The 17,222-nt window shown below is 33.9% G+C and carries 14 protein-coding genes and 3 tRNA genes; 9 read left to right on the forward strand and 8 right to left on the reverse strand.

The genetic code is table 11. The features are described 5' to 3' along the window. Positions 1–159: 159 nt before the first annotated feature. Both BUA03_RS05045 and BUA03_RS05050 read left to right on the forward strand, forming a co-directional pair. Entirely contained in the window at positions 160–1,875 is a 1,716-nt protein-coding gene (locus BUA03_RS05045; protein ID WP_066078128.1) for a PAS domain-containing sensor histidine kinase, read from the forward strand. After that, positions 1,875–2,285 carry a response regulator gene (locus BUA03_RS05050; protein WP_066078125.1) on the forward strand — a complete coding sequence of 137 codons (411 nt, stop codon included), beginning with the start codon at positions 1,875–1,877 and terminating at the stop codon, positions 2,283–2,285. Before BUA03_RS05045 ends, BUA03_RS05050 begins: the two co-directional genes overlap by 1 nt. An 89-nt stretch (positions 2,286–2,374) precedes the next feature. On the opposite strand, the gene rpsT is transcribed toward BUA03_RS05050, so the two are convergent. The 5 genes from rpsT to proS all read right to left on the reverse strand — a co-directional run bounded on the left by rpsT (position 2,375) and on the right by proS (position 4,517). Next, positions 2,375–2,626 carry a 30S ribosomal protein S20 gene (gene rpsT, locus BUA03_RS05055; protein ID WP_066078122.1) on the reverse strand — a complete coding sequence of 84 codons (252 nt, stop codon included), beginning with the start codon at positions 2,624–2,626 and terminating at the stop codon, positions 2,375–2,377. A gap of 33 nt (positions 2,627–2,659) precedes the next feature. Next, positions 2,660–2,731 (reverse strand) — tRNA-Glu (locus BUA03_RS05060). A gap of 38 nt (positions 2,732–2,769) precedes the next feature. Then, positions 2,770–2,841: transfer RNA gene (locus tag BUA03_RS05065), tRNA-Glu, on the reverse strand. A 47-nt stretch (positions 2,842–2,888) separates the two neighbouring features. Beyond that, a tRNA-Glu gene (locus BUA03_RS05070) sits at positions 2,889–2,960 on the reverse strand. A 78-nt stretch (positions 2,961–3,038) separates the two neighbouring features. Beyond that, positions 3,039–4,517 carry a proline--tRNA ligase gene (gene proS, locus BUA03_RS05075; RefSeq protein WP_066078118.1) on the reverse strand — a complete coding sequence of 493 codons (1,479 nt, stop codon included), beginning with the start codon at positions 4,515–4,517 and terminating at the stop codon, positions 3,039–3,041. Between the two features lie 100 nt (positions 4,518–4,617). Between proS and BUA03_RS05080 the strand changes: the two genes are divergently transcribed. The 5 genes from BUA03_RS05080 to BUA03_RS05100 all read left to right on the forward strand — a co-directional run bounded on the left by BUA03_RS05080 (position 4,618) and on the right by BUA03_RS05100 (position 10,299). Next, positions 4,618–5,682: a hypothetical protein gene (locus BUA03_RS05080; RefSeq protein WP_066078115.1), complete on the forward strand. Its 1,065-nt coding sequence runs from the start codon at positions 4,618–4,620 to the stop codon at positions 5,680–5,682. 54 nt (positions 5,683–5,736) lie between these two features. Then, a complete protein-coding gene (locus tag BUA03_RS05085) occupies positions 5,737–7,314 on the forward strand; it encodes an OmpP1/FadL family transporter (RefSeq protein WP_066078112.1) in 1,578 nt (525 codons plus the stop codon). A gap of 239 nt (positions 7,315–7,553) precedes the next feature. Further along, positions 7,554–8,867, forward strand: coding sequence for a 30S ribosomal protein S12 methylthiotransferase RimO (gene rimO, locus BUA03_RS05090; protein ID WP_066078110.1), 1,314 nt, complete (start codon positions 7,554–7,556; stop codon positions 8,865–8,867). A 30-nt stretch (positions 8,868–8,897) separates the two neighbouring features. After that, positions 8,898–9,365: a hypothetical protein gene (locus BUA03_RS05095; protein WP_066078107.1), complete on the forward strand. Its 468-nt coding sequence runs from the start codon at positions 8,898–8,900 to the stop codon at positions 9,363–9,365. 31 nt (positions 9,366–9,396) lie between these two features. Beyond that, positions 9,397–10,299, forward strand: a complete 903-nt coding sequence (locus tag BUA03_RS05100) for an N-acetylmuramoyl-L-alanine amidase (RefSeq protein WP_066078104.1) — start codon at positions 9,397–9,399, stop codon at positions 10,297–10,299. A 566-nt stretch (positions 10,300–10,865) separates the two neighbouring features. Here the strand turns inward: BUA03_RS05100 and BUA03_RS05105 are convergent. Beyond that, complete coding sequence (locus BUA03_RS05105; RefSeq protein WP_066078101.1) at positions 10,866–11,915, reverse strand: outer membrane beta-barrel protein; 1,050 nt, start codon at positions 11,913–11,915, stop codon at positions 10,866–10,868. 591 nt (positions 11,916–12,506) lie between these two features. Between BUA03_RS05105 and BUA03_RS05110 the strand changes: the two genes are divergently transcribed. Together BUA03_RS05110 and BUA03_RS05115 are read left to right on the forward strand one after the other, a co-directional pair. Further along, on the forward strand, positions 12,507–12,812 hold the full coding sequence (locus tag BUA03_RS05110; protein ID WP_066078098.1) for a hypothetical protein: 306 nt from the start codon (positions 12,507–12,509) through the stop codon (positions 12,810–12,812). A gap of 80 nt (positions 12,813–12,892) precedes the next feature. After that, positions 12,893–13,372, forward strand: a complete 480-nt coding sequence (locus BUA03_RS05115) for a hypothetical protein (protein ID WP_066078095.1) — start codon at positions 12,893–12,895, stop codon at positions 13,370–13,372. A gap of 141 nt (positions 13,373–13,513) precedes the next feature. Here BUA03_RS05115 and BUA03_RS05120 read toward each other — a convergent pair whose 3' ends face one another. Both BUA03_RS05120 and BUA03_RS05125 read right to left on the reverse strand, forming a co-directional pair. Next, on the reverse strand, positions 13,514–14,866 hold the full coding sequence (locus tag BUA03_RS05120; RefSeq protein WP_066078093.1) for an NAD-dependent succinate-semialdehyde dehydrogenase: 1,353 nt from the start codon (positions 14,864–14,866) through the stop codon (positions 13,514–13,516). Positions 14,867–15,102: 236 nt separating this feature from the next. Then, entirely contained in the window at positions 15,103–17,214 is a 2,112-nt protein-coding gene (locus BUA03_RS05125) for a response regulator (protein WP_066078087.1), read from the reverse strand. Between the last annotated feature and the right edge of the window lie 8 nt (positions 17,215–17,222).

A 17,222-nucleotide genomic window follows, 5' to 3' on the forward strand; every position in this document is an offset into this window, starting at 1 on the left:
GGGTGCAAAGGTACACTTTATTTTGATATAAAAAATATTTAAGCAATAGTTTACATATTCTTAACCTATTAGACTCCCAAAAATGTCTTAAAATAACCCTTTAAAAATAAGTTATTCATGATGTTTAATAATTCGGCAATAATTATTTACATTTGAGTAATGAAAAGCAAAACCAATCAAGTAATAATCATCTACATTCTTATCGCAATGTTTGTTGCTATTGTTAGTCACAAATTAGTACAACAATATGTTTCTGATGAAAACATTCACTTTTATACTTTTATCAAAGACATTCTATTTGTACTCTTCACTGGTATAATTTTTAAACTTATTCTCTCAAAAAACGACGATCGAAACGTTGCCATATTTGAAAAACTAAAAGATACGAATGACGAAATAAAAGAATCAAATGAAAAATACGACATAGTTGCCAAAGCAACTAGCGATACCATTTGGGATTGGAAGATACAGGAAGACAGCTTTTCTTGGAACAAAGGAATTGAAAGTGTTTTTGGATACAAAGAAGAAGAAGTAGACGACAATTCAAATTGGTGGTTTGATAAAATTCATCCCGAAGACAGCATTAAAATGTCCATCAGACTCTACTCTTTTATCGAACAAAAAACGGAAAACTGGCAGGATCAATACCGCTTTAGATGTGCGGACAACTCATACAAATATGTTCTAGATAAAGGCTTTTTATTAAAAGATGCTACTGGCAAAGCAGTCAGAATGATTGGAGCCATACAAGATATCACCAAACAAAAAGAGGAAGAACAAAGACTTAAATTATTAGAGACCGTAATTACCCAGTCTAAAGATTCTATTATCATTACCGAGGCTGATTCCAGTGATGCCAAAATTCCAAATATTATTTACGTAAATCCTGCTTTTTCGATCATGTCAGGATACGAAGCTGTTGAAATCATAGGCAAATCCCCCGATTTGTTTAACAGCCCAAATTCGGATAGTAATGAACTCAAAAAACTATTAACTGCTATAAAAAATAAGGAAGAATGCCTTATCGAAACGATAAGCTACACTAAAAACAAAGAGGAATATTATGTACGCCTGTCTATGATTCCCATTTACAACTTAGACAATGAACTTTCGCATTGGATTTCAATCCAAAGAGACATAACTGATGAAAAAAAGCAAGAAAGAGAAAAAGAGCAACTCATTAGAGAACTAACGCAAAACAATAAAGACCTAAAGCAATTTTCTTATATTACCTCGCATAATCTCAGAGCACCATTATCAAACTTAATAGGCTTATTGAATTTATTGGAAGACATCCCTATCGAAAACCAAGAATTAAAGGAGATTTTAAGCGGTTTTAATAAATCTACTCATTTACTGAACGACACAATCAACGACCTCGTAAAGGTAATCGTCATAAGAGATAATCCTTCCATTAAAAAAGAGGCCGTCTTATTTAAAGAAATATTTGAAAATATTTTTAGTCAGCTTAGTTTCCAAATTGAATTACATAAGCCAATCATTAAATTCGATTTTGAAAAAGTTCCTATCATTAATATCAATAAAGCCTATATAGAAAGTATATTATTGAATCTTTTGACCAACGCCATAAAATACAAATCCGAGAATAGAAAGCTAAAGATAACAATCACCACTCACGAAATTGACGGTACTGTTGTTTTAGCTTTTAAAGACAATGGCATCGGTATCGACTTGGTTCGCAACAGAGACAAAGTTTTTGGACTTTACCAACGTTTTCATAATTACCCAGACAGCAAAGGACTTGGGTTATATTTGGTTAAATCACAAGTCGAGACGATGGGGGGAACTATCGAAATTGAAAGTGAAGTTAATAAAGGAACTACATTTACATTAACATTTAAAAACAGACAATAATGTTAGATCAAATTTTATGTATTGATGACGATCCTATAACACTTATGCTTTGCAAAAAAGTGATTATTAGATCATCATTTTCTAATGAAATAATCACATCCCAGAATGGCGAAGAAGCACTTAATTTCTTCAATACCATTAAGTATACTAACAACAAAAATAAGCCGATTTCACAACCACAGCTTATTTTTTTAGATTTAAACATGCCCGTAATGGGCGGTTGGGAATTTTTAGATTATTTCAACAGCACGGAATTTGAAGAATTCAACACAATAAAGGTTGTCGTACTTACCTCAACAATTGACCCAGAGGACTTGGAAAAATCCAAGAAATACCCAATGGTCATTGACTTTTTATCGAAACCAATCAGTCAGTCTATGCTAGAATACTTAAAAGACAAATTAAAATAATAATAATAATAATAATAATAATAATAGTTACATACAAAAAAAGCTCTCATAAAATGAGAGCTTTTTTTGTATATAATAAATTGTGTTACTTACAATTTAGAAACAAGTTTCGTTAATTTAGATTTTAAATTAGAAGCTTTGTTGTCATGAATAATATTCTTTTTAGCTAACTTATCAATCATAGAGATCACATTTGACAATTTAGATGTAGCATCTGTTTTATCAGTAGCTATTCTTAATGCTTTAATTGCATTACGAGTAGTCTTGTGTTGGTACCTGTTTAATACTCTTCTCTTTTCGTTAGTTCTGATTCTCTTTAGAGCTGATTTATGATTTGCCATTTTATTGCTTTTTTATCTTTTACTATTTTTTTGTAGTCCGTAAGGGAATCGAACCCCTGTTACCAAGACGAAATCTTGGCGTCCTAACCCCTAGACGAACGGACCATTATCCCCTAAGTTTTATCAATCTAAATTGAATTTTGTAGCCCGTAGCGGAATCGAACCGCTCTTACATGGATGAAAACCATGCGTCCTAACCGATAGACGAACGGGCCTTACTTCCCTCTAAGTTCAGGAAAACTTTAATCTGCAATAAAAATAGTAGCCCGTAGCGGAATCGAACCGCTCTTACATGGATGAAAACCATGCGTCCTAACCGATAGACGAACGGGCCCTGCTTCTCTAATGCGGATGCAAAAATACAACTATTTTTGAGACGCACAATAGCTGATGCAAAAAAAATTATTTTTTTTTAATATGCCTTCGCAAACAGTACCCTTCCAACTGAACTTTCTCCAGTAAAAACACAGCTTCCCGTCGCTTCTGCCCTGTCTAATGGAATACATCTGATGGTCGCTTTAGTCAAGTCTTTAATCTTTTCTTCAGTGGCTGCAGTTCCATCCCAATGTGCTGATACAAAACCTCCTTTAGTATCTAAAACCTCTTTAAACTCATCAAAACTGTTTACCTCAGTAATATGTGTATTTCTATAATCTAATGCTTTTTCGAACAATTCTTTTTGAATTTGCTTCAATAAATCACTGACATAAGTTTCAATTCCATCTTTAGAAACTACTTCTTTAGACAACGTATCTCTTCTTGCAACCTCAAAAGTTCCATTTTCTAGATCTTTTGGACCTACAGCAATTCGTACTGGAACACCTTTCAACTCCCATTCCGCAAATTTAAAACCAGGCTTCTGAGTAGTTCTGTCATCAAATTTTACAGAGATATTTAATTTTCTCAGAGATGCAGTCAAAATATTGACCTCAGCGGATATAAGAGCCAATTGTTCTTCTGTTTTATAAATTGGAACCACCACGACCTGAATAGGCGCTAAACTAGGAGGCAATACCAATCCTTGATCATCTGAATGCGTCATCACTAACGCTCCCATCAAACGAGTAGACACCCCCCAAGAAGTCCCCCAAACATATTCTTGCTTTCCTTCAGCATTTGCAAATTTAACATCAAAGGCTTTAGCAAAATTCTGACCTAAGAAATGTGAAGTTCCCGCCTGTAAAGCTTTCCCGTCTTGCATTAATGCTTCGATACAATACGTTTCCTCTGCTCCCGCAAAGCGCTCTGTTTCTGTCTTTATTCCTTTTATAACTGGAATTGCCATGAAATTCTCGGCAAAATCAGCATAAACATTCATCATTTTTTCTGACTCTTCAATAGCTTCTGCTTTTGTTGCATGAGCTGTATGTCCTTCTTGCCATAAAAACTCTGCTGTTCTCAAAAACAGTCTGGTTCTCATTTCCCATCGCACTACGTTAGCCCACTGATTGATCAACAGTGGTAAATCTCTGTAGGATTGAACCCAACCCTTGTAAGTAGACCAAATAATTGCCTCACTGGTGGGGCGAACAATCAATTCTTCTTCTAATTTTGCATTAGGATCTACCATTAATTTACCAGGTCTGTCTGGATCGTTTTTTAACCTGTAATGGGTAACGATCGCACATTCTTTAGCAAATCCTTCCGCATTTTTTTCTTCGGCTTCAAACATGCTTTTTGGCACAAATAATGGAAAATAGGCATTTTGATGCCCCGTTTCTTTAAACATTCGATCCAACTCCGCTTGCATTTTTTCCCATATCGCGTAACCGTAAGGTTTGATAACCATACAGCCTCTAACTCCTGAATTTTCGGCTAAATCGGCTTTGACAACCAACTCATTATACCATTTTGAATAATCGTCTGCTCTCGTAGTTATGTTCTTACTCATACTGAATAGTTTGGCACAAATTTTGCATTAATAATTTTAAATAAATAGTTCCACAAAACTAACTATTTTTGTACTGTCCAACAATAAAAACTCCATATATATGAAAACTAGTACTCTTTCCTTCCGAAATCCGACAATATACTACTTAGTTGGATTTTTGAGCATTTTGTTTACTTCCTGTGGCTCTTACCAAAATAGCTCTTACTATGATTCTGATGGAATATATGGTAATACTACAAGAAGAGCTGTTGCAGAAGAGACAGAAAATGCTCCCAACAATCAATATAAAGACTATTTTGGGTCTTTACAAAACGACAATCAACCTGTAGAAATTTTTACAGATGTAGACAATTATAATGAGTATAGCATTGAAGACGACTCTCTACAAGACAACGGAAGCTATCCTGGTTGGGGCAGTAATCCTCAAGGCGTAAGCATAAACATCTACGACAACAATTGGGGCATGAACAATTGGGGCATGAATAATTGGGGATGGAACGGTGGTTTTGGCTGGGGAATGAACAACTGGTATGGAAACAACTGGGGATGGAATGGCGGTTTTGGTTGGGGAATGAACAACTGGGGCTGGAATGGCGGTTTTGGTTGGGGCATGAATGCCGGTTTTGGATGGAATAATTGGTATGGAAACAATTGGGGTTGGAACAATTGGCAGGGTAACAATTGGGGATATCCTAATTCCAATCACAATGGCGGTTATTCCTATAATAGAGGCCGAAGAGGTTCTTCCTACAGCACCAATACCAGTGCGGATAGAAATTACAACACCCGAAATTCAGCAAATTACTCTCGAAACCAAGGCAATACCATTAACCGTAGAAACGATTTAAATGGTAGAGGAAATACAAATACTGATTTCCGACGAAATACTACAAACGGATTCAATAGGAACAGTCCAACATTTTCAAGAAATCAAGGACAATCACAAAACAATTCCAATTACAATCCAAGTAGAAGAGGAAGTGGTAACGCGACGCGCAACCAAAACAACAGACCAGAAAGATCCTATACTCCAAGTTCAACAAACGACAACAATTCAAGATCGTATAGCCCAAGCAATAGTGGATCAAGCAGTTCTAGAGGATCTGGTAGCAGCGGAAATTCTGGCGGTGGCGGAAGATCATCCGGAAGAGGCGGCAGAGGTTAACCAAGACGAAGTTCTTTTCTTTTTTATAGTATTAAATTATAACGATCCCATTATATGAAAAAATATATATTTTTAGTAGCATTAGGCTTCTCTGTAAGCGTTACGCAATCACAAGAAATCTCTGATGCTCTTCGCTATTCACAAGATAATTTGAGCGGCACAGCTCGGTTCAGGGCTATGAGTGGTGCGTTTGGAGCATTAGGAGGAGATTTATCTTCCATAAATGTTAATCCAGCAGGTTCTGCCATTTTTTCGAATAATCAAATTGCCATTACCCTCAGTAATTACGACCTTAAAAATAATTCGAATTACTTTGGAACTGCAACGTCCGAAAAAAACAATTCTTTCGATTTAAATCAAGCTGGAGCCGTCTTTGTATTTAACAATAGAGGAAATAGCAATTGGAAAAAAGTTTCACTCGGTATCAATTATGAGAATACTAATAATTTTGACAATGGATTATTTTCAGCAGGAACGAATCCAAACAATTCAATAGCCAATTACTTTTTGAGTTATGCCAACAATTCAAATAATGGAGCCCCGGTCCCTCAAGAATTTGTAAATAGAGTATCTGGCGAAACAATCTCAGATTTATATTCATTTTTAGGAACTAGTCTTCCAAATAATCAATATCAAAATTTAAATGGATTCTCAGCTCAGCAAGCATTTTTAGGATATCAAGGTTTCGTCATTGATGCAGTTGACAGCAATAACAATAATTCTCCATATACCTCTAATGTTCCAGCTGGAGGCAATTATTACCAAGAAAATTCTATCTATAGCACTGGTTATAATGGAAAACTATCTTTTAATGCAGCAACATCGTATAAAGACAAGTTGTATGTAGGACTTAATTTGAATTCTCATTTTACTGACTATCGCAAATCATCCACTTTTTATGAAGATAATAATGCACCAGTAACAGCAGATTATACCGTAAGCAGGCTTAGTTTTGAGAACGATTTATACACGTATGGAACAGGATTCTCGTTCCAAGTAGGAGCCATTGCAAAACTGACGAATGAAGTTCGTGTAGGTCTTGCTTATGAATCATCTACATGGTACAACTTAAATGATGAATTATCTCAAAGACTGGTTGTTGTAAGGAGCGCTTCAAATGCTGACGATATCACTAATGATATAAATCCTCAATACGTTAACAGGTACGAACTTTATAAACTACAAACACCAAGCAAGTTAACTGGAAGTTTTGCTTATGTTTTTGGGAAATCTGGCTTAATAAGCGTTGATTATGCTATGAAGGATTACAGCAATACTAAATTTAAACCTGAAAATGATTCTTATTTTAATAATTTAAACAGTGAAATGAATTCCATTTTAGCTTCTACTGGCGAATTAAGAATAGGAGCTGAATATAAGATTGAGGCTTTAAGTTTAAGAGCAGGATACCGTTACGAACAAAGTCCTTACAAAAATGCTGTAACTTTAGGCGATTTGACTGGCTATTCAGGCGGTCTAGGATACAGTTTTGGCTCAACAAAAGTTGATTTGGCCTACTCGTACGCTAAAAGAAACACACAACAAGGATTTTTTACTCAAGGACTCACTGATGGAGCAAGCATAGACGCTGTTAACAACGCTGTTTCACTAACCTTGCTATTCGAATTGTAAAGCACTAAAATTAGTATAATAAATCCGTTTCGTGATTATGAAACGGATTTTTTTTAGCCCTGATGGCAGTGAAAATCCTCCCGCTTTTTAGCGGGAGATTGCAACGCACAGCAGGAATAGCTCCATAAAAAAACAGAAAGATTTATGGTGCGAAACGAATTAATAGAAACTGAAACAAGTTCAGTTTAAATAAAAATTGTAATTTTGCAAAATTCCCAAATTATAGGGATTCTAATGATATGAGAACGAAGTCTTTAAAAAAGAATAAAATAAACGTGATCACTCTTGGGTGCTCAAAGAATGTATATGACAGCGAGGTACTTATGGGTCAGCTTCGCGCAAGCGGAAAAGACGTTACCCACGAGGCTCCGGAAGCTGAAGAAGGAAATATTATTGTAATAAATACTTGCGGGTTTATTGATAATGCTAAGGCGGAATCCGTGAATATGATTCTGGAGTATGCTGACAAAAAAGAAAGAGGCCTAGTTGATAAAGTATTTGTTACTGGTTGTTTATCAGAGCGTTACCGCCCAGATTTAGAAAAAGAAATCCCTAATGTGGATCAATTTTTTGGCACTACTGAATTGCCCGCTTTACTTAAAGCTTTAGGCGCGGATTACAAGCACGAATTATTAGGTGAACGTTTAACGACAACCCCTAAAAACTATGCTTATTTAAAAATTTCAGAAGGTTGCGATAGACCATGTAGTTTTTGTGCAATCCCATTAATGCGAGGAAAAAATGTTTCCCAAACTATTGAAAAACTAGTAAAAGAATCCGAAGGACTGGCTAAAAATGGCGTAAAAGAATTAATTTTGATAGCTCAGGATTTGACCTATTACGGTTTGGATATTTACAAAAAAAGGGCCCTTGGAGAATTATTAGAGGCGCTAGTTAAGGTAGAAGGAATCGAATGGGTTCGTTTGCATTACGCGTTCCCTACTGGTTTTCCTATGGAAGTATTAGAAATCATGAAGCGAGAGCCTAAAATTTGTAATTATATTGACATTCCATTGCAACACATTTCAGATTCAATTTTGAAATCTATGCGTCGTGGAACCACTCAGGAGAAAACCACAAAATTGCTAAAAAATTTCCGTGAAGCAGTTCCGGGAATGGCAATTCGCACCACTTTAATTGTAGGTTATCCAGGAGAAACACAAGAAGATTTCAATATACTGAAAGAATTTGTTCAAGAAATGAAGTTTGATAGAATGGGTTGCTTTGCCTATTCTCATGAAGAAAATACGCATGCTTACTTGCTTGAAGATGATGTTCCAGACCATGTGAAGCAAGAACGTGCAAATGAAATAATGGAATTACAATCACAAATTTCTTGGGATTTAAACCAAGAAAAAGTAGGACAAGTTTTCAAATGCATCATCGATAGAAAAGAAGGAGGTCATTTTGTAGGGCGTACAGAATTTGATAGTCCTGATGTAGATAACGAAGTCTTAATAGATGCTTCAAAGCATTATGTGAAAACTGGCGAATTTGTTCTAATAAAAATTACAGAAGCAACAGAATTTGATTTATACGGAGAACCCGCTTAAATTTATAATTTTAGATTTAAAACATTAATTATGAAACCACTTCAATCTATTCTCACGGTGCTGTTTATTGCGCTATTATCAAATACTGTTTCCGCACAATTTGGAAATGGTGGATTCAATAATGGTTATGGAAATAATAATGGCGGTAACCGCCGCATGAATAGTTCGATGGATCAAAATAGAGCGCAGGAAAAACCAAAAGAGATTCCTGTTGAAGTTACTGTTGCAAAAATAATCGAACGAATAAAACCCGAACTACTTCTTGATGAACTTCAAGTAGTTGCTCTTTCTAATATTTTGAACGAAAGCATAAGAACGCAAGGCATGCTTATGAAAGCGGAGACTAGCCAAGAACTTAAAATGGAAAACTTGAAAGTTCTTGGAGAGGTTACGGATAGAAAAATAATGGAGTTACTAAATAAGGACCAGAAAGAAAAATTTGTTGCCCTTAATGAGGAGGCCAAAAATCCAAAAAAATCCAAAAAAAAATCCAAGTAACTGCTTATAGCCAATTGTTAAATAAACATACATGAGAAAAATTTTTTATTATCTGATTTTTGCCGGCATTATTACTTCCTGCTCTACCAATCCTTACAAAAAAAGTGAGAAAGTGTATGACGAAAAACTTAAATCATTAAAAGAAACTATTTCAAATAAAGATCCGCATTCTTTACCGGTCATTCCCCATGTAATACTACATATAGATACTTTATACACACAGCAGTTACAGACTTATAAGGATACTATTTTTAAAATGGGTTCTACCCCATTAGAAAACGGAATCAATACCGAATGGATAGGAACTGTAAATTTTAATCTGCGAAAACCCAACTTCATCATTATTCATCATACGGCACAAGATTCTCTTCAACAAACTATAAATACGTTTACAAAAATAGCGACGCAAGTAAGCGCTCATTACTTAATTTCTGACGATGGTAAAGTAATTCAAATGCTAAATGACTATTTAAGAGCTTGGCACGCTGGAAATGGCTCTTGGGGAAAAAATACGGATATCAATTCTACATCAATAGGTATTGAACTAGACAATAATGGATCTGAAGTTTTTTCTGAATTACAGATCAATAGCTTACTGGCTCTTTTAACCAAGTTGAAAAAAGACTACAATATTCCTGCCCAAAATATTATAGGGCACGCTGATATTGCGCCCACACGAAAAAAAGATCCAAGCGCTCTGTTTCCATGGAAAATATTAGCCGAAAAAGGGTTTGGAGTTTGGCCTGATGTTTTTTTAGAGACAGCTCCCGCTAATTTCAATATAGAACAAGGTTTACGAATCATAGGTTATGATACTAAGTATTTGTCCGCTGCAATTATCGCATTCAAGCTACATTTTATTCAAACTGAAGTAAATGATCTTTTAGATGAAAAAACAATAAACACTATTTATTCTATTTATAAAAAGCAATAAATAAGAACCTGACTTAAATCGAAAAGCGGCTTCTAGGCTCTTGAAAACCCTATTTTTAGGTCTGCCAGCTAAAATACAATACCACAAAAAGCTACAGCATTCCTATTAAATAATGTAATGTCAATCACCTATTTTATCATTGACATTTAGAAAATTAATAAACAAAATTAACTATCGATTACGAATTAGATGGTCATCTATTTAATGTAATAGCCTAAATCTAAGCAAGGCTAAATCGAAAGAAATTAGTAAAATTTTATTATGAATTCAAAACTGCGATTATGATTTCAAAATTGGTAGTTTGTGATCAAAAACCTTTTTTGAAAATACAGCTGTAATAGTGGAAAGCGCATAGTTTAACTATTTATTGGAGAGCAATAGCTATTTGTGTCAACGACATTTTCATTACAATGACACCAATACCTTTTCTCTTAGAGGATTAAAAAAGAACGAATTGTAGCAAAAAATTCTTTCATTATTTTGATTTTACTTAGTATACCTTGTAAAAAAAACTGCCAAAATACTTAAAAGCATTCTGGCAGTAAAAAAAAAAAATAGCATTGAAATTAGAATGAATAAGTAGTTGCGAGTAAAGCATAAGCAGTTACTCCTTTTGGAGCAGCATCACTATTTGAAAAGATATCCTTTGAGGCCATATCTACACGAAACTCTGGTATAATAGTTAGATTCCCCACTTTATAATTTAAAGATAAGGTATTACCAACAACACTGGTTCCAGCAAGCAAACCTAATCCTGCGGTAGCCTCTTTAGCATCTAAATATTCCAATCTGTAGGCTAAACTTAAAGATTCTTTGAAAGTTACATTTGCATATCCTACTAAAGAAAACCATTCGCCATCTAACGCCTTATTAAAATCGTTATTAGTCATTGCGTATGTCCCATTAAATCCTAGTGAAAAAACATCACTTACTTTTTTTGTTCCCACAAAGTCAAACTGGGTTTTATTTTCATCTGAAGATGGATTACTACTCCCTGAAGTTACATTAAAGTAAGCACTGCCGCTATCTCCCAAAAATGCTACTTGTCCTAAAAATGTTTTCTGAGAAGAACCCGCTTCAATTGCTGTTTTGAAATCAGTTGGGTTCGAAACACCAGCCATAAAGCTGAACTTTCCTGATGTATATTGTGCTTTTACACCAGTATTAAAAAAAGGTCCATAGGTAAATGCATAAGACATACTGTAATTTTTATTATCGACTGCATCCACTAACTCATATCCAATGTGCGTTCCAAAGCTTCCAGCGGTTACTTTAAATTTATCTGAAAATTCATAAGTAAAATTCAATTGTTTAATCATAAATGTTTCCGGCCCATCATTATACGTAAATTGAGCCGCTCGGTTTCCAAAACCTAAATCTACAAAAACAGATGCTTTACCCATTTTATGAGAAGCCTCAATAGAAGCCATTCCTAATTCAAAGGAGTTATGCGAATTCGTAAAACTCGTTAAACTGTTATCTACTCCAGAAAAATCATACTTGTAATAAGCGTCCGCTGATCCTGCAAAAGTAGTGGCAGGAGCAGGAGTTTTTTCCTGTGCAAATGTTAAGGTAGTTGTTAGTAAAAATACTAAAGTAGCTAGTTGGTTTTTCATCTTTGGTGGTTTTGATTGGTAATAAGTTGGATAATTAATCGGTTCTGGTTCAAATTTTGTAGTTTAAAAACATTCTTAAATCAATAAAATAATTATTTATAATGCCTTTTATACCACAAAATTCTCTTTTTGTTAAAGCGAATTTATTAACTTTTATTCCACTTGGATTACTATTTTTAACTTTTTTATCGAGATTTAAGAAGAATTATCAATAACGAAAAATGAATAAAATTAAATGTTTATTCCCTATTTTTAAGGAACTATTTTAAAAATTCAATAATTCCATTTTATGATCGACCCCTGTTATTTTTACGTTTTCAGCTATTTTTTTATTTTTTAAACGTTAAATACAATATTTAAACACTTAATTTTGACAACGACCCCCTTAAAAACACCTTTTAAATAAAAATAAATATTTTACCAATAAAATAAAAATAACAAATTATTTAATCTAATCTTGTTAAAAATAAAGTTACATCTCATTTTAACAATGCCCAAACCATCGAAATAAAGCATCGAAATAAATAGCGCTTTATTTTTTTTATGAAAATTTTAATTGTGTTTCGTTTCCTTTTTCATTAATTTTAGGAGATGAATCAAATAATGATCAAAACCTGTTTGTTTTTATTATTAGTCACTTTCTCTTTTGTACGGGCAAGTGATGGATTTGATATGCTAGCTGGTGGTAAAAATTTTGATTTTTATGAACAATCGGAAAAGAACGTAGAAGAAAACAATTTGGAAATCCAAAAAAAAATACTTTTCCTAACGACCATCCAAAGTCACCACACTTTAGAATTTGCTGTTTTCGAAAAAATCAGTATTCATTCTACTGATTTGTTTAGCATTAAGGAATATGCCCTGCAAAACAATACTCCACCTCCAAAGCAAGGATAACGAACTCCAGCGTCCATAAAAAAAGGAAATACATGTACAAAAAGCTTTAAAAAAACACCTAGATAAAAACTTATACAATAATGAGAAATATATTCACAATACTCGCACTTTCACTTACGGTATCATTGATGGCACAAACCCATGAGATTACTAAACATAACGGAGAAACAATGCAGGTAAACTTCATTAAAATTGAAAATAATTTAGTTTATTACACCAATGTAGAAAGCACCGAAGAAAAGAAAATTAGCCAATTTGCAATTTCCCAATTACACGAAAAATCAAACAAAGAAGCTAAAACCGTATCCGAAAAAATAATGCCATCTGGAAAGGCCGATTATACGAAAGTCATCGTGTTAAACGCTGCACAAACAGAAGGCTTAAGAGAATCTGATACGATAACCAGCTTTTTAGGAAAAACTAAGGGAGAAACTAATCAATCTTTTAAGGATGGAGCAACAAGAAGATTAAAACAAAATGCGGCCGATAAAGGGTATCCCTTTATTGTGATTCTTTCCACCAAGTCTAAAGATTTAAAAGCGGTTATGTATACGTATTAAGAAAGTGGACGTCCACTTTGCAAGGGGAGATTAAAACCTCATTTAATGTAAACAAATAAAAACGAGAATAGATTTTGTACATACAATTTCTATTCCCGTTTTTTAATTAAATTATCACATTCCCTTCTTAATAAAAAAATGTTATTCGATAACTAATGATTTCATATTCATAAATTCTTTGATTCCAACTGCTCCTAACTCCCTACCATAGCCAGATTTTTTTATTCCCCCAAAAGGAACTCTCGAATCAGAACGGACTAAAGAATTCACAAAGACATTTCCTGCTTCTATTTTTCTTGCTAGTTTATAGGCACGTTCACGGTCTTCAGTCCAGATAGCAGAAGCCAATCCATATCTATGATTATTTGCAATGGCAATCGCATCATTTTCATCTTTGGCTCTAATAACCGCTGCCAATGGACCAAAAGTTTCTTCCTGAAATGCAATTGAATTAACGGATACGAAATCAATCAATGTGGGTTGAAAGTTACAGCTTTCCACCGCTCCTCCTACTATTAATTTTGCTCCTTGTTGTAGTGATTTTTCCAATTGATCTGCTAATGTTTTAGCTAAATCTAATCGAGCCAAAGGTCCCATCTGAATTCCTTCTTGTACTGGATTACCCTGTTTTAATGATTTGATGTTTTGGGCAAAAAGGGATACAAATTCATCAGCTACTTTTTCTGTAACTATAAACCGCTTAGCGCAGATACAAGCCTGCCCCGCATTTAACATTCGGGATTGTGCTGCAACATGAGCGGCTTTCTCCAGATCAGCATCGTTTAATACGATAAAAGCATCTGAACCACCCAACTCCATTACTGTCTTTTTGATGTGTTTTCCCGCCAATGAAGCTACCGAAGAACCTGCACCTTCACTACCTGTCAAAGTAATTCCATGGACAATATTCGCGGCTATTACGCTTTCGACTTGCGGTATTTCAATGCTTATTTGTTGAAAAACACCTTCAGGAAAACCGGCTTCTAAAAAAGCACTTTCAATCGCTTTAGCGCAACCAATTACGTTAGATGAATGTTTTAAAAGGGTAACGTTTCCTGCCATAATTGCTGGTGCGGCAAAACGCAATACTTGCCAAAAAGGATAATTCCATGGCATTATTGCAAAAACAGCTCCTATGGGATCATAAACAGACATACTCCTGAATGGTGTGTTGTAGTATTCATCTTGTAACATTTCCTCAGCATGCTCCGCATAAAAATCACAATTGCCTGCTGATTTCTCTACTTCAGCTATACTTTCAGCTATAATTTTGCCCATCTCATGGGTAATAAGCAATCCTAATGTTTCTTTATTTTCTCTCAAAACAACCGCAAGTCTTTGCATTTTATCTGCTCTTTGCTGAAAAGAAGTTGTTTTCCAATCTTTAAAAGCGCTTTCAGACAATTTAAGTTTGTAATTAAGTTGCGCATTTGTTAACACCTCATGTTCAGCAATCACTTCTTGTGAAAATGGATTTATGGATTTAAACATCATGTCTGTTGTATTTAAAATTCTTTGTAAAGGTAGTTAGGAAGATCTGAAAATGTTTTCAGACTTATACTAAAGGTAATCAATTGCTTTTTAGTATATCTGATTGAAAAGAAATCAGTTTGGCAATTGTAATTCTTTGATATAGAAGAAAGCGCCAGTGCAATCCTTTGGTTTCTCAACGTTTTTTGGTTATTACAAAAATTGACACTTTAGGATTCTCCAAAGCAATTGCGTTAATTTCAGGAATTAATTTCAATAAAAATCGAATCCAACAACTCAAATATTTTTTCTTTATCCAATGGTTTTGTAATGTAATCTACAAAACCAAACTGTATGATTTTCTCCCTATCTTCAAAAGAAGAATAAGCAGTCTGTGCAATTATAGGAAGCTGCGGTTTAATGGCTCTTATTTGTTCGAATGCTTCGAAACCATTTAAAATAGGCATTTTGATATCCATAAAGACCAAACTAATATCGGGATTTTCAAGACAAATATTTACAGCTTCTTGGCCATTATGCGCTCGCAAAACAGTATGCTTTTTAGATTCAATGATTTTCTTTAATAACAAGAAATTAATAGTATCGTCTTCAGCAATTAAAATTATTTCGTTTTCATGATTACCTGAAAACGAAATTGCCTTCTTTTGGATATTTTTATTTATTGTTTGGTCAAACTGCAAGGGTATTGTGAATGTAAAAATAGATCCAAACCCAATTGTTGATTTTACATTTATTTCGCCTCCCAACATTTCGACATACGCTTTAGTAATAGACAAACCAAGGCCTAGCCCAGTAGTATCATTTGTTGAATTATCTTCAATTCTTCTAAAGCGATCAAAGATGATTTTTAAATAATCTTCACTGATTCCAAGACCAGAATCTTCGATCTTAAACTCTAAAAGTTCTTTTTCCTTATTTATTTTATATCCAAAGGAAACGAAACCTTTTTCTGTGAATTTAACGGCATTTGTAATTAAATTCACGATAATCTGTTTCAGTTTCGTTTCATCGGTAATAATAGGACCTTGAAGATTCTCTGGATTTTTTACAATATAAAACTCGATTTCTTTATCTTTAGGAATAGTTATTTTAATGGAGTGATATAGTTCCGCAATACATTTTTCTAAGTCCAAGCCTTTATAATTTGGCGTAATTTGCTTAGCATCAATCTTAGACATTTCAATTAAATCCTCAATAATGTTAACCAAGCTATTTCCACTATTTTTTATGATTTTTAAATAGTCTATTTTCTCCTTTTCTTTCAAATTAGCATCCATTAGTAAATCACTAAAGCCAATTATGGCATTCATCGGAGTTCTAATCTCATGCGACAAATTAGCTAAAAAAGCAGATTTTAAAGTATCACTTTCTTCTGCCTTTTGTTTAGCAATTTCTAATTGTTTCCGTTGATTGCTATTTTCTTCAAAAAGATTCCCAATATAACCAAACTCGCCTTTGGATTTTTTTAAACTCGTTATTGAATTACTGCTGCCGGTTTCTAGGATATTTTTAATTAATTTTAAAGGATCGTATACCCATTTTTTAGTATAATAAATGAAGATCAAAATATTAATGATAGAAGCTATGACCACTATAAAAAGAATTTCTTTCGTTTTACTGTAATTTAAATTAAAAGGTCTTTTAAAAAGCAACTTGCTTACTACTTTATTTTTCCAATCCCTTAAATCTAGCCCAACGGTTACAAAATCATCTTCTGCATTAATTTTTTTATTTGCAATGGCTAAACTAACTTTAGAACTACTAATATCTTCTAGAGACTCAAAAAAGGATGCATCTAAAAGTCGGGCCATAAAAAAATAACCGGAAGGTTTTGTTTTATTCTTTTTTGGATCATTAGAAGAATGTATTGTCGCGCCAAAAACTTCAACAATACCCTCTGGAAGCTTGATATAGAACCTTTTAAATTTAGAGCTATAAAGCGAAGTCATCATCTCCTTAGGAATAAAGTCAAAACTTTTAATCTTAGCTGATCTTGTCTTATTTAATAGTTTGTGATTCAAATCATAAATCCCAATGTAATCTGCTTCATAGGATTGAAATTCATTAGCGATGTATTTATTATACCATTTATTATCTTTTGTTTTGGTGAATTGGACTAACTCATCCCAAAATGTAACATCCATAACTGTGGCAGTTGGTGTTCTAGAGTTCAGTATAAATAAGGATTTTACTTCATTATTGTAGCGACTGTAAGTAGTTTTATAAAAGTGCTGTTCTTCTTGAACGGTGTAAAGGTATAAGGAAGTATAAAGTATAAAAAAGAATACAGTCGCTGAGGCGATCAGCAACAATAGCTTAAAATAGGTATTCAGGTTAATTAATCTCTTCATATTGTAGG

The sequence above is a fragment of the Flavobacterium fryxellicola genome (genome assembly GCF_900143245.1).
Lineage (GTDB): Bacteria > Bacteroidota > Bacteroidia > Flavobacteriales > Flavobacteriaceae > Flavobacterium > Flavobacterium fryxellicola.

What these genes read in the sequence shown, in the direction of transcription:
- BUA03_RS05105 (WP_066078101.1), bottom strand. Translation starts at nt 11,915, where the DNA reads ATGAAAAACCAACTAGCTACTTTAGTATTTTTACTAACAACTACCTTA.
- rimO (WP_066078110.1), top strand. Translation starts at nt 7,554, where the DNA reads ATGAGAACGAAGTCTTTAAAAAAGAATAAAATAAACGTGATCACTCTT.
- BUA03_RS05045 (WP_066078128.1), top strand. Translation starts at nt 160, where the DNA reads ATGAAAAGCAAAACCAATCAAGTAATAATCATCTACATTCTTATCGCA.
- BUA03_RS05115 (WP_066078095.1), top strand. Translation starts at nt 12,893, where the DNA reads ATGAGAAATATATTCACAATACTCGCACTTTCACTTACGGTATCATTG.
- BUA03_RS05125 (WP_066078087.1), bottom strand. Translation starts at nt 17,214, where the DNA reads ATGAAGAGATTAATTAACCTGAATACCTATTTTAAGCTATTGTTGCTG.
- rpsT (WP_066078122.1), bottom strand. Translation starts at nt 2,626, where the DNA reads ATGGCAAATCATAAATCAGCTCTAAAGAGAATCAGAACTAACGAAAAG.
- proS (WP_066078118.1), bottom strand. Translation starts at nt 4,517, where the DNA reads ATGAGTAAGAACATAACTACGAGAGCAGACGATTATTCAAAATGGTAT.
- BUA03_RS05095 (WP_066078107.1), top strand. Translation starts at nt 8,898, where the DNA reads ATGAAACCACTTCAATCTATTCTCACGGTGCTGTTTATTGCGCTATTA.
- BUA03_RS05050 (WP_066078125.1), top strand. Translation starts at nt 1,875, where the DNA reads ATGTTAGATCAAATTTTATGTATTGATGACGATCCTATAACACTTATG.
- BUA03_RS05080 (WP_066078115.1), top strand. Translation starts at nt 4,618, where the DNA reads ATGAAAACTAGTACTCTTTCCTTCCGAAATCCGACAATATACTACTTA.
- BUA03_RS05110 (WP_066078098.1), top strand. Translation starts at nt 12,507, where the DNA reads ATGAATCAAATAATGATCAAAACCTGTTTGTTTTTATTATTAGTCACT.
- BUA03_RS05120 (WP_066078093.1), bottom strand. Translation starts at nt 14,866, where the DNA reads ATGATGTTTAAATCCATAAATCCATTTTCACAAGAAGTGATTGCTGAA.
- BUA03_RS05085 (WP_066078112.1), top strand. Translation starts at nt 5,737, where the DNA reads ATGAAAAAATATATATTTTTAGTAGCATTAGGCTTCTCTGTAAGCGTT.
- BUA03_RS05100 (WP_066078104.1), top strand. Translation starts at nt 9,397, where the DNA reads ATGAGAAAAATTTTTTATTATCTGATTTTTGCCGGCATTATTACTTCC.